We start from the raw sequence: 14,972 nt of genomic DNA, 5'->3' as shown, positions 1-14,972 counted from the left end.
CCTGCGCAACACGGCCGGCCGGAGGCGCGTCGCGCGCCCGGCCGCGGCCCCTCCCCACTCCGATCGCCCGGGTGCGCCCCGACGATCGCCGCTCAGCCAGCCCTTCCAGACAGGAGAGAACGATGACCTCGTCCGACACCACCACAGGCGCCCCCCGATCGAGTGGGCGCATCGGCCTCTGGCTGATCGGGGCCCGGGGCAGCGTCGCCACCACGGCCGCCGTGGGCCTGCACGCCATCGCCGCCGGAGCCGCGCCCAGCTCGGGCTGCGCCACCGCGACCCCCGCCTTCGAGGACGTCCCGCTCGCCGGGTTCGCCGACATCGTCATCGGCGGCCACGACGTCTCGCCGACCCCGCTGCTCGAGAAGGCCACGGGCCTCGCGGCCGGCGGCATGTTCCCGACCTCGGTCGTCGCCGAGGTGGCCGACCGGATCGACGCGACCGACGCCGAGATCCGCCTCGCCCCCGCCGACGCCGCGTCGCAGCAGGAGGAGATCGACCGCCGGGCCGCCGACATCGTCGCCTTCCGCGAGCGCCACGGCCTCGCCCGGGTCGTCGTGATCGACGTCGCCTCGACCGAGGTGCTGCCGGCCGACCGTCCCGAGTTCCACGACCTCGCCGCTCTGCGCGCCGCCCTGGCGCGTCCGGGCGAGCGCCTCCTGCCGCCGAGCTCGATCGCCGCCCTCTCGGCCGTCGTCGCGGGCGCGGCCTACGCCTGCTTCACTCCCTCGACCGCGCTGGCTCTGCCGGCCCTGGAGGAGTGGGCCGCCGAGGCCGGGATCCCGATCGCCGGCCAGGACGGCAAGACGGGGGAGACCCTGCTCCGCAGCGTGCTCGCGCCGATGTTCACGGCGCGCGGGATGCGCGTGCTCTCCTGGGCGGGGGCGAACCTCCTCGGCGGCGGCGACGGGCAGACCCTCGCCGACCCGGAGGCGGTGCGCTCGAAGCTCGTCTCGAAGAACCGCGGACTCCGCAGCCTCCTCGGCGACGACGTCGTCACTCCGCTCCACATCGACAACGTCCCGGACCTCGGCGACGTCAAGACCGCCTGGGACCACGTGCACGCCGAGGGCTTCCTCGGCTCGCGGATCACGGTGCAGACGATCTGGTCGGCGTACGACTCGGCCCTCGCGGCGCCGCTGATCCTCGACCTCGCCCGCCTGCTGGCGCTCGCGGACGAGGCCGGCGTCTCGGGCCCGGTCGGCGAGCTCGGCTTCTTCTTCAAGGACCCGTGGGGCAGCGACGTGCACGGCTTCGCCGAGCAGACGGCGGAGCTGGTGGCCTGGTCCGCCCGCACCGGCGCCCTCGTCGCCGAGCGCCGCACCCCGGTGACGAGCGGGACGCGGAGCGATGGCTGAGCTGCGCGACTACCTCGAGCTCGTCCGCGCGAAGGCCGCGCTGACCGTGATCGGCGACACCGTCGCGGGCGGAGCGTGGGCGGGCCGCGGAGTGGGAGCGCGCACGGTCGCGCTCCCGCTGTCCTCGGCGCTGCTCTACTCGGCGGGCATGGCGCTCAACGACTACGCGGACGCCGAGCTCGACGCCCGGGAGCGGCCCGAGCGGCCGATCCCCTCGGGGCGCATCCGGCGCTCGGCGGCGCTGGGCACGGCGGCCGCGCTGACCGCGGCGGGGATCGTCGTGGCGGCCGTCGTGGACGGGCGGCGCTCGCTCGCGCTCTCGCTGCCGCTCGCGGCCGGGATCTGGTCGTACGACCTGCTCGCGAAGCCGACTCCGCTGGGCCCGGTCGTGATGGCGGCCTGCCGCGGTCTCGACGTGCTGCTCGGCGCGGGCGTCGACGGCGTGCGCGCGGCGGCCCCCGCCTCCGCCGCTGTGGCCGCGCACACGCTCGGCGTCACCGTGCTCTCGCGCGGCGAGGTGCACGGCACCACCCCGGTCGCGGCGGGAGCGGTCTCGGCCGGCACCGCGGCAATCGCGCTGTCCACCGCAGCCGGCGCTCTGGCCGAGCGCCGGGCCGCCCCCGCCGCGGTCGCCGCCGCGGGCCTCGGGCGCTGGCTCCTGCTCGTGCTCACCGCGCAGCTGCAGTCCGTGCGGACGCCGACGGCCGCGGCCGCGCGGACGGCGACCCGCGCGGGCATCACCGGGATGATCCCGCTGCAGGCCGCGCTCGCCGGTCTGAAGCGTCCCGAGCTGGGGGCGGCGCTGCTCGCGCTCGACGCGCTCGGCTCCCTCCTGCTCCGCCGCCCGCGGACGGCGGACATCACATGAGCGCCACCGGACCCGTCCTCGGCTACGGCACCAACGGCTTCGCCGACCACACCCTCGACGACGCGCTCACGGTGATCCACGCCGCGGGGTACCGCGCCGTCGCGCTCACCCTCGGGCACCCGCACCTCGATCCCTTCGCGGCCGACTGGCGCGAGCGGACGCTGGCGCTCCGGTCGCGGCTCGACGAGCTGGGCCTGCGCGTGGTCGTCGAGACGGGCGCGCGGTACCTGCTCGACCCGTTCGCGAAGCACCGCCCCACGCTGGTCGACGAGGAGGCCGGCCCCCGCGTCCGCTTCCTCGAGCGCGCGATCGAGATCGCCGCGCTGCTGGGCGCCGACGCCGTCTCCCTCTGGTCGGGGGTCGTGCCGGCGGGCGCCGATGCGGCCGCTGCCTGGCGGCTGCTCGTCGAGCGCATGCGCGGCGTCGTCGCGACGGCCGAGCGCCACGGCGTGCGGCTGGCCGTCGAGCCCGAGCCGGGGATGCTGGTGGAGACGGTCGCCGACGCGCTGCTGCTGCGCCGCGAGCTCGGCGACCCGGAGTCGGTCGGGCTGACGGTCGACCTCGGCCACTGCGTCGTGGTGGAGCCGGACGGCGTGGTCGGAGCCCTCCGCAGCGCCGGGGACCTGCTCCTGAACGTGCAGGTCGACGACATGCTCCCGGAGCGGCACGAGCACCTCGAGCTCGGCACCGGATCACTCGACCTCGCGGCCGCCTTCGCGACCCTCGCCGAGATCGGCTACCGCGGGATCGCCGCCGTCGAGCTGCCCCGGCACTCGCACGACGCGCCCCGCCTGGCCGTGGCGAGCCTCGCGGCGATGGAGGAGGCGCTCGGCGGCGCCTCCTCGCACGTCGAGCACCCGTGGACCGCGGCCGCCCGCTCCGCCGTCCTCGAGCGCCCGTCGCGGATCGAGCGCTTCTTCCCCGCCGCGGGCCGCGAGGCCGGACGCGAGCCGCTCCGGCCCGCCGAGGACCCGCACGGCCTCGTCCACGGCACGCACGACGACGCGGCCCGCGCCGCCCTGGTGCAGGCCGCCGCGCAGGCGCTCGGCGACGACGACCTGGCCGCTCTCCTCCTCCGCCTCTACCGCGGCGGGGACGGCGCCGAGCGCCGCGGAGTGCTGGCCGGGCTGAACGCCCTCGGCGACCCGGGACGGGCGACGACCCTCGCCGGCCTCGAGCTGACCGCCGACGCCCTGCGCGCCAACGACACCCGGCTCGTCGCCGCGGCGATGGGCTCCTTCGCCCGCCGACACCTCGACGCGCACGCCTGGCGGCACGGGGTGCTCAAGCTCGTCTTCCTCGGCGTCCCGCTCGCAGCGGTCGCCGGGCTGGAGGAGCGCAGCGACGCCGAGCTGCGCGCGATGGCAGGCCGCTTCGCCGACGAGCGCCGCGCGGCCGGGCGCCCGCTCCCGGACGATCTGGCGGTGCTCCTGCCGAGCTGACCGCCCCCGAACGCCGCCCCGACCGCGGGGCACCACCACCGATGAGAAAGGCGCGACGATGCGCATCTTCGACCCGCACATCCACATGACCTCCCGCACCACCGACGACTACCAGGCGATGTTCGACGCCGGCGTCCGCGCGGTCGTCGAACCCTCCTTCTGGCTCGGCCAGCCGCGCACGAACGTCGGCTCGTTCACGGACTACTTCGACGCCCTGATCGGCTGGGAGCGCTTCCGCGCCGCGCAGTTCGGCATCCGCCACCACTGCACCATCGGGCTCAACCCGAAGGAGGCGAACGACCCGCGCTGCCGGGCCGTCCTGCCCGAGCTCGACCGCTACCTCGCCAAGGACGGCGTCGTCGCGGTCGGCGAGACCGGCTACGACTCGCTCACCCCCGAGGAGGACCAGGTCTTCCGCCAGCAGCTCGAGCTCGCCGGCGAGCACGGCCTCCCCGCGATGGTGCACACGCCGCACCGCGACAAGGAGTCGGGCACCCGCCGCACCCTCGAGGTCGTCGCCGACTCGGGGCTCGAGCCCGGGCGGGTCCTCGTCGACCACCTCAACGAGGTCACCGTCGACGCGGTCCGCGACTCCGGCTGCTGGATGGGCTTCTCCATCTACCCCGACACGAAGATGGACGAGACCCGCCTGGTGACGCTGGTCGAACGGATCGGGCTGGACCGCGTGCTGGTCAACTCCGCCGCCGACTGGGGCCGCTCCGACCCGCTCACGACCGCGAAGACCGGCCGCCTCCTCCTCGTCGCCGGATTCAGCGCGGGAGACGTGGACCGGCTGCTCTGGCAGAACCCGGTCGAGTTCTACGGGCAGAGCGGACGCCTGGACCTCTCGCCCGTCGCGGGCTTCGACGTGCAGGAGTCGGCCGGCCGCACCTTCGAGGGCAACTCCGTGCTCCGGGGCGCGCCGCGCGTGGCGGAGGTCGTGTGATGCACCTCTCCTACTGCACCAACGTCCATCCCGCCGAGGACCTGGCCGGAGTCGTCCGCCAGCTCGACGTCTACGCCGGACCCGCGCGCGTGGCCGCCGGGCTCGCCCTGGTCGGAGTCGGCCTGTGGATCCCGCGCGACCTCGCGGCCCGCCTGGTCGCCAGCGCCGAGGACCGCGCCGTCCTCCGCGCGGCCCTGCAGCGCAACGGCCTGGAGGTGCGCACGCTCAACGCCTTCCCGTACGCCGCGTTCCACGCCGAGGTCGTGAAGCTCGACGTCTACCGCCCCGACTGGACCACGCCGGAGCGCCTGCAGTACACGATCGACTGCGCGCGGATCCTGGCCGACCTGCTGCCCGCCGGCGCCGACGGCAGCATCTCGACGCTGCCTCTGGGCTGGCGCGAGGGCTGGGGACGGGAGCAGGACGAGGCCGCCTGCCGCAACCTCGCCCGGCTCGTCGAGGAGCTGCGCGACCTGCGCCGCTCCACCGGCCACGCGATCCGCCTGGCGATCGAGCCCGAGCCCGGCTGCATCCTCGACACCGTGGACGACGTCGTCGACTGGCTGCACCCGCGGATCGGAGTGGTCGACCCGGCGTACGTGGGGGTGTGCCTCGACACCTGCCACCTCGCCGTCTCCTTCGCCGATCCGGTCTCGGCCGTGCGCCGCATCCGCGACGCGGGCCTGCGCGTGGTCAAGGTGCAGGCCTCGGCCGCGCTCCACCTGGAGGACCCCTCGGGCCGCGCCGCGCTCACCCCGTTCGTCGAGAAGCGCTACCTGCACCAGACCCGCGAGAACGGGATCGACGGCGTGCTCCGCGTCGACGACCTGCCCGAGGCGCTGGACACGCTCCCCGGCACCGGCCCGTGGCGCGTGCACTTCCACGTGCCGCTGCACCACCGGCCGGAGGCGCCGCTCTCGGCCACCACGGCGGTCCTGGCGGAGGCGGTCTCGGCGGTCGACGCCGCCTGGCCGTACGACGAGATCCACCTCGACGTCGAGACCTACACCTGGTCGGTGCTCGCCGACGCCCCGAGCGACCTCTCGACGGGCATCGGCGCCGAGCTCGCCTGGGCGGCCGCTCACCTGCTCACGCCCGCCTCCCGAGAGGCGCTGCTGGCGCCCCTCCTCCCGCAGGCGGCGGCGCTGTGAGGCCCGTGCTGCTGCTCGACGTGGTCGGGTTGACCTCGACGGCGCTCGCCGACATGCCCCGCCTCTCGCGGCTGGCCCGCGGGGGCGGGCGCCTGCCGCTGGACACGGTCCTGCCCGCGGTCACCTGCAGCGTGCAGTCGACCATGCTCACCGGCTCGATGCCCGCGCAGCACGGGATCGTCGGCAACGGCTGGTACTTCCGCGACCTCGGCGAGGTGCACCTGTGGCGCCAGCACAACCGCCTGGTCACGGGGGAGAAGGTCTGGGAGACCGCGCGCCGGCTGAGCGGGGAGCCGTACCGCGCGGCCAACATCGGCTGGTGGTACGCGATGGGGGCGTCGACCGACGTCACCGTCACTCCGCGCCCGATCTACCACGCCGACGGCCGCAAGTCGCCGGACGCGTACGTGCGCCCGCCGGCGCTGCACGACGAGCTGGTCTCGCGCTTCGGCGCCTTCCCGCTGTTCCAGTACTGGGGGCCGACCGCGTCGCTCCGCTCGACCCAGTGGATGGTCGACGCGACCCGGCACGTGCTGGCGGGCGACGGCTCCGGACCGCCCGAGCTGACCACGGCGTACCTGCCGCACCTCGACTACGACCTCCAGCGCTTCGGACCGGACTCGCCCGAGGCGCGCCGGGCCGCGTCGGAGCTCGACGTGGTGCTCGCTCCGCTGCTCGACGACGCGGAGGCGCTGGGCGCGTCGGTGATCGTGGTCGCCGAGTACGGGATCGCCGACGCCGACACCCCGGTCGACGTGAACCGGGCGCTCCGCCGCGAGGGCCTGCTCGAGGTCTACGTGCAGGACGGCCGGGAGCAGCTGGACCCGTGGACGTCGCGCGCGTTCGCCGTCGCCGACCACCAGGTCGCGCACGTCTACGTGCAGGACGCGGCGGACCTGCCGCGGGTGCGCTCGATCCTCGAGGGGCTCGACGGCGTCGACGAGGTGCTCGACCGGGAGGCGCAGGCCCGCTACGGCCTCGACCACGAGCGCTCGGGCGAGTTCGTCGTGGTCGCCCGGCCGGGGGCGTGGTTCACCTACTACTACTGGCTCGACGACGACCGCGCGCCCGACTTCGCCCGCGGCGTCGACATCCACCGCAAGCCCGGCTACGACCCGGCCGAGCTCTTCTTCGACCCGGCCGACCCGCTGGTGAAGGCGAAGGCGGCGGGCAACCTCGCCAAGAAGGCGCTGGGGCTGCGCTACGCGATGAACCTGGTGCCGCTGGACGCGTCGCTCGTGCGCGGCACGCACGGGAGGCTGCCGTCCTCATCGGCCGACACCCCGCTCGTGCTGGCCTCGGACGCGGACCTGCTGCCGGCCGGAGCCGCGTCGCTCCCGGCCACCGCGGTGCGCGACCTGGTGCTCGCGGCGCACGGCCCGGCCCTCGCGAAGGAGGCGTCGGCGCTCGCGCGCTGAGGGAGGGGACGCCCGGCGGCCTGCGCTCGTGTGCGGGCCGTCGGGCGTCGGGGGCTCAGCCGAGGTCGCCGCGGCCCGACGCGAGCTCAGGCGAGCTCGCCGGGGACCGCAGCGGGCTCAGGTCCTCGCCGCGGACCCAGCCGGGCGGCCGGGCGGCTCAGCGCGGCACGAGCCCGGTGAGCCGCGCCGTCAGCCGCTCGACGGGGCCGGCACCGAGGAACCGCCACCACAGCACGGCGGCCGTGCACAAACCGAGCACGAGGGCGAGAGCGGCGAGCGGAGTGTCGGCGGAGTAGCCGAGGCCCGCCCGCGCGAGCGCTGCGACGAGCGCCACCTGCAGCACGTAGACCGAGAGCGCGAGCGTGCCGATCGCCCGGAGCGGCACCAGCAGCCGCTGGACAGCGGTGGAGCGCGAGGTGGTCAGCAGCACCACCGCGACGTAGGCCAGGAGCACGAGCCCGAGGTCGTGCAGGGTGTCCGGGAGGCTGCCGGAGGGGGACTCCACGCCGAGCAGGAGCGCGACCAGCGGCCGCACCGGATACGCGACGACCGCGACCGCCGCGAGCACCGGCAGCAGCCGGTCCCGCTGCGCGCCGTGCCGCAGCAGCAGGGCTCCGAGGAGGAAGAAGGGGAGCAGGTTGGTCGCGCGGTAGCTCGGCCCGGTGAAGAGCCAGAGGGCGAGCGGAGAGCCGGATGCGGCGGCGGCGACCGCGGCGTTCGCGGGCCCGGCGGCGAGCGCGAGCACAGCGGCCAGCGCGGCGATGATCCGGGAGCGGAGGAGCAGCAGCGGCGTGCCGAGCACGAGCACGACGCCGAGGTACTGCAGCACGATCGCGATCCAGCTGCCCCAGGTCTCGAGCCAGACGCCGAGCGCCACGAGCACCGCGCCGCGGATCGCGTTCCGCAGCAGCACCCGCCCGGGCGAGGCACCGGGCCGCGCGAGCACCAGGGCCGCCGACATCCCCATCACCAGCGCGAACAGCGGCGACGCGAGATCGTTGACGTTCCACGCCAGGAACCCGACCACTCCCGTGCGCGCCCTCGGCACGAGCGGCATCGCGTGCGCGACGAGCATGGCAGCCACCGCCACTCCGCGCAGCACGTCGGGGGCGACCAGTCGGTCGTGCCGGAGTCGCGGAGCCGTCGCAGTCATCCCGCGAGAGTAGGCGCGCCTCCGCCGCCGCGCCCGGCGCGAGCGCACCTCGCGCCACCGGCCGCCCGCCGGGCCGTCCGCCGGGCCGTCGGCCGGGGCGCCACCCGCTCCGCCGACGTGCGCTGCTGTCCGCTCCCCTCCGTCGGCCGGGGCCTCCGGCCGCCCGCTCCCAGCCGTCGCTGACCGGCCGCGGCGCCGCCCGCCCCGCCCGCGTGCGCTGCTGTCCGCTCCGCTCCGTCGGTCCGGGCCTCCGGCGGCCCGCTCCCACCCGTCGCTGACCGGCCGCGGCGCCGCCCGCTCCGCCGACGGGCGCTGCTGTCCGCTCCGCTCCGTCGGCCCGGCCTCCGGCCGCCCGCTCCGATCGGTCGCTGACGGCCCGTTCCGTCCTCCCGCACGGGCCGTTCGTGACGGATCGACGCCCGGCGCCGTCCGGCAGGCCCGCGCTCGCTCCGCATGCGGCGCCCAGGCGCGCCCGGCCCGCTCCGATCCGTCGCGGACGGCCCGTCCTGCGCTCCTCCGCGGGCCGTGAGCGACGGATCAGCGCCCGCCCGCGCCGCCGCCTCGCGCGGATCCCCGCCGCGACGTCCCGGCCTCGCCTCGGCCTGCTCCGATGCGTCACGAACGGCTCCTTCCGCCCTCCCGAAGCGACCGTTCGTGACCCCTCGGTGCCCGCTCGTCCGCACGCCCGCCCGTGCCGCCGCCTCGCGCTCGGCGCCGGATGTACCGGCCGTGCCCCCGGCCCGCTCCGATGCGTCGAGAACGGTCCCCTCGACCCGTCGGAAGCAACCGTTCGTGACCCCTCGGCGCCCGTTCGTCCGCACGCGCGCCCGCGCCGCCGCCTCGCGCTCGGCGCCGCCGCGACGTCCCGGCCTCGCCTCGACCTGCTCCGATGCGTCACGAAAGGTCCCTTCCGTCCTTCCGAAGCGACCGATCGTGACCCCTCGACGCCCGCCCGCCCGCGAGCGGCCTGCACTCGGCCCGCACCGAGCACGACCGGGCATGCTGGACGGATGACCGACGCCGCCCCGTCCCCCGACCGCCCGCGCCGTGCCCGCAGCCAGCACGTGCTCATCGTGCTGCGGACCGAGCGCCTCACCGGCCACCTGGTCCGCGTGCACCTCGGCGGCGACGGGCTCAACGCGTTCCTCGCCGAGTCCGACCCCGAGCGCCTCGCCGCGACCGATCGCTACGTGAAGCTCCTGCTCCCGCCGCGCGGCTCCGACCTCCAGCCGCCCTTCGACCTCGATGCGCTCCGGGCGAGCGTCGCCCCCGAGCAGCTGCCCGTGCGCCGCACCTACACCGTCCGCTCGGTCGACCTCGAGCGGCGCTCGATCGCCGTCGACTTCGTCGTGCACGGCGACGAAGGGGTGGCGGGACCGTGGGCGCTCGCCGCGGCTCCCGGCGACCGGATCGCGCTCTCCGCGCCCGGCGGCGCCTGGTCGCCGAGCGCCGACCCCGAGGCCGTGCACCTGCTGCTCGGCGACGACTCCGCTCTGCCGGCGATCGCCTCCGCCCTCGAGGGGATGTCCGCGCACGCGCGCGGCCTGGTCCTGATCGAGGTCGACTCGGCCGCCGACGAGCTCGATCTTCCCGCTCCGGCCGGAGTGGAGGTGCGCTGGCTGCACCGCGGCGGTCTCGAGGCCGGCCGGGCGCTGGTCGCGGCCGTCCGGGCCGAGCCGAGGCCCGAGGGCGTGCTCGAGGTCTTCGCGCACGGCGAGCGCACCGCGATGAAGCAGCTGCGCGCCCTCCTGCAGGACGAGTGGGGGGTGGAGCGCCGGGCGCTCTCGCTCTCGGCCTACTGGGCTCTCGGCCGCGCCGAGGACCGCTTCCAGGCCGAGAAGCGCGAGCCGGTCGGCGCCATCTTCGCCGACTGACGCGGGAGCGCACTCCGTCCGCACACCTCCGGGAAGGGACTAGGTCACGATCACCACCGGGGACGGCTCGAGCCGCGAGGTCCCCGTCGACGCCCTCTACCGCCCGTGAGCGGGCCGCGGCACTCCCGTTCGGACGGGCCGGAGCAGGAGGGGACGGGTGCGCGCGTCCTGTCCACGCGCTTCACCGACGTCCACTACCTCGACGAGGGACCGGAGGACGGCACTCCGCTCGTGCTCGTGCACGGCTTCCCCGACGTCCCCGCCACCTGGGACGGCGTCCTGGAGCTGCTTCCCCCCGGGCTCCGGGTGGTGCGCCCCTTCCTGCGCGGGGTCGGGCGGACCCGGGTCGTCGACCCCGGGGCGCGGTCCGGGCAGGTGGCCGCGCTGGCCACCGACCTGCTCGATCTCCTCGAGGCGCTCGACCTCGGGCCTGTCGTGCTCGTCGGCCACGACTGGGGAGCACGGAGCGCTCACGCCGTCGCGGCGCTCGCGCCCGAGCGGGTCGGCGCACTGGTCACCCTCGCCACCGCGTACGGACCGTCGAGCGAGCTGAGCGGCGGCGAGGTCCTCGACGACGCCGCCGCGGCCTGGTACCGCTACTGGCTCTGCACGGCCGCGGGAGCGGAGGCGTTCCGGGGCGACCCGGCGCAGCTCGTCCGCTGGGCCTGGCGGGAGTGGTCGCCTCCGGGCTCCCTCCCGTCGGAGGCCCTGAAGGAGGTCCTCGCGGCGACGGCGACCAGCGGCTTCGCCGACACGGTCGTCGACTACTACCGGCACGGCGCCGGGGAGGCGCCCGGCCGGGCCGTGTACCGCGCCGCGCAGGAGGCCCTCGACGCCTGGCCGCGCATCGACGCGCCGACGACATTCCTCCTCGGGACGGCCGACGGCTGCGAGACGCCCGCCCTCGCACGGGCGAACGGCCGGTACTTCTCCGCAGGCCGGGAGCTGATCGAGCTCGACGGCGTCGGCCACTTCGTGCAGCGCGAGGCCCCCGGGGCGGTCGCGGCCGCGATCCTCCGGCACCTCCGACCGCTCGCCCCCTCACCCGCACCTCCCGGGACGTGTTAGAGCGTCTCCGGCCGCGGACGGTCCGTGCCCACCCCGCGGACGCTCCTGCTGGAGGCCGCGAGGAGCGAGGCGACGAGGACGAGCGCGGCGCAGCCGAGCAGGGTGCGGTCGAGCCCGACGAGGTCGGCGAGCGGGCCCACGAGCGCCTCCCCGAGCGGCACGGCGAGGAAGGAGCCGACCATGTCGTAGGAGTAGACCCGGGCGAGCGCCTCGCGGGGGACGTGGGTCTGCAGCGACTGGTCCCAGGCGATGGCGAAGATCTCGAGCGCGACTCCGCCGAGGGCGAAGGCGAGGAGGAGGGCGGGGAGCGCCGGGACGGCTCCGAGGGCGGCGACCGGGACGGCCGTCACCGCCATGAGGGCGACGCCCGCCCCCAGCGCACGGCGGGGCCGCCAGCGCAGCGCGATCACGGCCCCGATCACCAGGCCGACGGTCTGCGCGGCGATCACGAGTCCCCATGCCGCTCGGCCGAAGGACCGGTCGGCGACGACCGGGCCGAGGACCGTGGTCGCGCCGACGAACGCGGCGTTGACGGCGGTGAACTGCGCCACGACGATCCACACCCAGCGCCGGCTCGTGAACTCCCGCCACCCCTCGCGGAGGTCGGCGAGGACGGAGGCGCCCGGGCCCGAGCGGACCGTCCGCGGCAGCCGCACACGGGAGTAGAGGACCGCGGCCAGGGCGAAGCCCGCGGCGTCGACCGCCAGCCCCCACCCGGGACCCACCAGTGCGACGAGCGCGGCCCCGCCTGAGGCGCCGACGATGCTCCCGGCGTTCAGGCCCAGGCGGAGCAGGGCGTTGGCCGGGCGGAGCTCGCCGACCGGCACCGTCTCGGGGACGAGGGCGGCCGCTGCGGGCAGGCTCATCGCCGCGACGGCGCCGTTGAGCACGCTGAGCACGACCAGGGCCAGGACGGTCGCCGTCCCCGTGATCACCGTCACGGCGACCGCGGCCTGAGTGGCCGCCGCCGCGAGCGAGGTGCCGACGAGGATCACGGAGCGGGAGAGCCGGTCGGCGAGGACGCCGCCGAGCAGCAGGACGGCGACGTTGGCGAGGGAGCGCGCGGCGACGACGAGTCCGAGGTCCGTCGGCGAGCCCGTCAGGTCCAGCACGGCGAAGGCCAGGGCGATCGGAGCGACGGCGTTGCCGAGGACCCCGGTCGTGCGGGCGGCGAGGAGCCAGCGGAAGGGGCCGTGCGCGAGAGGCCCGTGCGCCAGCGGCCCGCGCCCGTCGCGGGTCACGGCCGGCGGAGCGGGAACATGGCGGTCGTCATCGACACCGGCGCGGTCCCGGGGGTCCTCGGCGGCCGGGCCGCCGCGTGCAGCAGCGCGGACGCCTCCCCGACGTGCCGCACCACCCGCCGCCAGGCCTCGGGGTCGACCCAGAGCTCCGCGTCCGTCGAGAGCTGAGGACCGTCCGCCCGGCTCGACGAGCGCCGCCGGAGCTCCTCGATCAGGGCCTCGAGGTGCAGGTCCCGCTCCTCCTCCGGCCCGGCGTCCACTGACGCGGTCACGTCGAAGGGCCTTCCGGAGGCCTCGTGCCGGTACCTCTTCGCCTCGCCGCCCCGCAGGCGCACGGTCTCGACGACGGCCACGAGCCCGGCGCGCTCCAGCACGCGGAAGTGGTAGCTCGCCGTCGCCTGCGACAGCTGCAGCTCGCGGGCGGCCTCCGCGGCGCTCATCGCCGCTCCCGTCACCAGGGACAGCAGACGGAGGCGGATCGGATGCGCGGTGGCGCGCAGCTCGTCGAGAGAGGACATGCGGCCATGGTGACCGGCGGCTCCCGCACCGTCAAACAGGGCTTTGGGGGTGGGGCGGCGCTCACCGGGCCGCTCCGGTGCACATCGGGCGGCGCTCGCCGGGCCGCTCTGACGAGCGATCCGGAGGGCCCACCGCTCTCCCCAGCGATCAGGGAGCGGGGCCCGGAGTCGTCCTCCGGGCCCCGTCGCTCAGACCTGGGCGGTGCCGCTGTCCTCGACCGGGCCGGACGCGTCCGACTCCTCGGTGATCTCGGTGTCGGTCTCGTCGGCGCGGTCGCGGAGCGCGTCGGCCATCGCGCCGGCGCCCTCGGCTCCGTGGTCGTGCTCGACCTGGTCGATCAGGCCGCCGAGCTTCTCGTCGTTGCTGGCGTCCTCGGCTCCGTCCATCACGGGGCTGTTCTGCTCGTTGTCGCTCATGGCGCTCCTCCTGGGTCGACCGGCCTCTGCGCCGGTGGTCCGACGCTACGCGCGCGGCCCGTGCGGTGCAGGTGATCGACGGGAATCGGCCGGTCCGCTATCGGGGTGCCGAGCGACGTTCCCGGTCATCCCCGAGTCGAGCGGATATCGCTTTCCACCCTCCGGAGAAGTGAGCGGATATCGCCTGTCGAATGAGCCCCTATCGCTTTCCGGCGAGGTGAACAGTTCTCTCAGAGAAGTGCCCCTCGGAGATCCTCCCTGCTATGATCGGGCGACTTCTGCACCAGGGACCGGGGGGTCGTTCTCGGCGGACGATCGATCATCCACACGCCTGTTATCTCGATCATCACCAGTGAAGGCGCGTATGGCTTCGTATCTCTTCGTCTGCTCCGGCGGCGGGCATCTCAAGGAGATGTTCGCCCTCTCGGGGCTCCTCGGAGTCGACCCGGAGGAGCAGCACTGGGCGACCGTCGACAGCGCCCTCAGCCGCACCCTCCTCGCCGACCGGCGCGTGACCCACCTCGCCGATCCGCCGCCCCGCGCCGTGGTGCCGGTGCTCCGCAACGCGATGATCGGCCGCTCCCTGCTGGCCCGCGGGTCCTTCGACGCCGTCTTCAGCACCGGCGCCAGCCCCGCCCTCTCCTTCCTGCCGCTCGCGGCCTCGCGCGGCATCCCCGCGCACTACATCGAGAGCGCCGCCCGCGTGCTCGGCCCGTCGATGACCGGTCGGATCCTCGCCCGGGTCCCCGCCGTCTCGACCTACACCCAGTACCGCTCCTGGGCCGACGACCGCTGGAGCTTCGGCGGCTCGATCTTCGACACCTACCGCGTCGAGGACGTCGTCCCGCAGCCGATCCGCCGCGCCGTGGTCTCGGTCGGCACGCAGGACGGCTACCCGTTCCCCCGCTTCTTCGCCGCGCTCGCGCCGCTGCTCGAGGGCGTGGAGGTGCTCTGGCAGACCGGAGCGAACGACGTCTCCGGGCTCGGGATCGACGGCCGCCACTCCGTGCCGCACGACGAGCTCAACGCCGCGATGAAGGCGGCCGACGTCGTCATCGCGCACGGGGGAGTGGGCACCGCGCTCAGCGCCATCGAGCAGGGCCGGGTGCCGATCCTGGTCCCGCGCCGCGCCTCGTTCGGCGAGCACGTCGACGACCACCAGGTGCAGATCGCCACGCGCCTGGCCGACTCCGGCCTCGCGGTCACCGTCGACATCGAGGGCCTCTCCCGCGAGACGCTCGAACTCGCCGCGGCGAGGCGGGTCGTCTCCGCCGATTCCGCCGTGCCCTTCGTGGTGCACGAGACGGCCGAGAAGTCCTCGAGCCTCTCCCGCCGACTCTTCCCCTCCTCCCGCTGATCCCCGCCCGAGCGACAAGACGTGATGAGAACGACATCCACGCGTCATCCGCGGCCCGTACACTCTCGAATGGGTTGGGGGGCCGGACGTCACTTCATGTGCGTCGAATTCGGAATGGTCGGCCGACTCGACACTGATGGCGAAAGCTCCGAAGGATTCTC

General features: G+C 75.5%; 13 protein-coding genes. 9 read left to right on the top strand and 4 right to left on the bottom strand.

Translation table 11 applies throughout. The annotated features are described in order from the left end of the window. The first annotated feature begins 122 nt into the window (after nt 1-122). From C5B93_RS12880 to C5B93_RS12855, 6 genes are read left to right on the top strand one after another with little or no spacing between them, the layout of a single operon-like run. The gene (locus C5B93_RS12880; RefSeq protein ID WP_104292626.1) at nt 123-1,358 is read left to right on the top strand and encodes an inositol-3-phosphate synthase; all 1,236 of its coding nucleotides are present in this window, start codon (nt 123-125) and stop codon (nt 1,356-1,358) included. Beyond that, the gene (locus tag C5B93_RS12875; RefSeq protein WP_219814042.1) at nt 1,351-2,226 is read left to right on the top strand and encodes an SCO3242 family prenyltransferase; all 876 of its coding nucleotides are present in this window, start codon (nt 1,351-1,353) and stop codon (nt 2,224-2,226) included. The genes C5B93_RS12880 and C5B93_RS12875 overlap by 8 nt, the downstream gene beginning before the upstream one ends. Further along, on the top strand, nt 2,223-3,668 hold the full coding sequence (locus C5B93_RS17710) for an EboA domain-containing protein (protein WP_104292625.1): 1,446 nt from the start codon (nt 2,223-2,225) through the stop codon (nt 3,666-3,668). Before C5B93_RS12875 ends, C5B93_RS17710 begins: the two co-directional genes overlap by 4 nt. Nucleotides 3,669-3,726: 58 nt before the next feature. After that, the gene (locus C5B93_RS12865; protein WP_104222466.1) at nt 3,727-4,614 is read left to right on the top strand and encodes a TatD family hydrolase; all 888 of its coding nucleotides are present in this window, start codon (nt 3,727-3,729) and stop codon (nt 4,612-4,614) included. Continuing rightward, the gene (eboE, locus tag C5B93_RS12860; RefSeq protein ID WP_104222467.1) at nt 4,614-5,765 is read left to right on the top strand and encodes a metabolite traffic protein EboE; all 1,152 of its coding nucleotides are present in this window, start codon (nt 4,614-4,616) and stop codon (nt 5,763-5,765) included. The genes C5B93_RS12865 and eboE overlap by 1 nt, the downstream gene beginning before the upstream one ends. Continuing rightward, on the top strand, nt 5,762-7,183 hold the full coding sequence (locus C5B93_RS12855) for an alkaline phosphatase family protein (protein ID WP_104237951.1): 1,422 nt from the start codon (nt 5,762-5,764) through the stop codon (nt 7,181-7,183). The genes eboE and C5B93_RS12855 overlap by 4 nt, the downstream gene beginning before the upstream one ends. Nucleotides 7,184-7,340: 157 nt before the next feature. Here the strand turns inward: C5B93_RS12855 and C5B93_RS12850 are convergent, their stop codons facing one another. Further along, the gene (locus C5B93_RS12850) at nt 7,341-8,336 is read right to left on the bottom strand and encodes a DUF418 domain-containing protein (RefSeq protein ID WP_104292624.1); all 996 of its coding nucleotides are present in this window, start codon (nt 8,334-8,336) and stop codon (nt 7,341-7,343) included. A gap of 1,010 nt (nt 8,337-9,346) precedes the next feature. On the opposite strand from C5B93_RS12850, the gene C5B93_RS12845 reads away from it, so the two are divergent. Continuing rightward, nucleotides 9,347-10,210 carry a siderophore-interacting protein gene (locus tag C5B93_RS12845; RefSeq protein WP_104292623.1) on the top strand — a complete coding sequence of 288 codons (864 nt, stop codon included), beginning with the start codon at nt 9,347-9,349 and terminating at the stop codon, nt 10,208-10,210. A gap of 105 nt (nt 10,211-10,315) precedes the next feature. Beyond that, a complete protein-coding gene (locus C5B93_RS12840) occupies nt 10,316-11,278 on the top strand; it encodes an alpha/beta fold hydrolase (protein WP_104292622.1) in 963 nt (320 codons plus the stop codon). On the opposite strand, the gene C5B93_RS12835 is transcribed toward C5B93_RS12840, so the two are convergent. The 3 genes from C5B93_RS12835 to C5B93_RS12825 form a co-directional block, all read right to left on the bottom strand. Further along, on the bottom strand, nt 11,275-12,519 hold the full coding sequence (locus tag C5B93_RS12835) for an MFS transporter (protein WP_258068225.1): 1,245 nt from the start codon (nt 12,517-12,519) through the stop codon (nt 11,275-11,277). The genes C5B93_RS12840 and C5B93_RS12835 overlap by 4 nt on opposite strands. After that, nucleotides 12,516-13,037 (bottom strand): helix-turn-helix domain-containing protein, encoded by a 522-nt coding sequence (locus C5B93_RS12830; protein WP_104292621.1) that lies wholly within the window; start codon nt 13,035-13,037, stop codon nt 12,516-12,518. Before C5B93_RS12830 ends, C5B93_RS12835 begins: the two co-directional genes overlap by 4 nt. Nucleotides 13,038-13,226: 189 nt before the next feature. Then, the gene (locus C5B93_RS12825; RefSeq protein ID WP_104222474.1) at nt 13,227-13,454 is read right to left on the bottom strand and encodes a hypothetical protein; all 228 of its coding nucleotides are present in this window, start codon (nt 13,452-13,454) and stop codon (nt 13,227-13,229) included. Between the two features lie 364 nt (nt 13,455-13,818). Between C5B93_RS12825 and C5B93_RS12820 the strand changes: the two genes are divergently transcribed. Then, the gene (locus C5B93_RS12820) at nt 13,819-14,811 is read left to right on the top strand and encodes a glycosyltransferase (RefSeq protein WP_104324895.1); all 993 of its coding nucleotides are present in this window, start codon (nt 13,819-13,821) and stop codon (nt 14,809-14,811) included. The last annotated feature ends 161 nt before the right edge of the window (nt 14,812-14,972 follow it).

The sequence above is a fragment of the Rathayibacter sp. AY1A2 genome, from assembly GCF_002930935.1.
Lineage (GTDB): Bacteria > Actinomycetota > Actinomycetes > Actinomycetales > Microbacteriaceae > Rathayibacter.
This window is presented reverse-complemented; position numbering and strand designations above follow the sequence as displayed.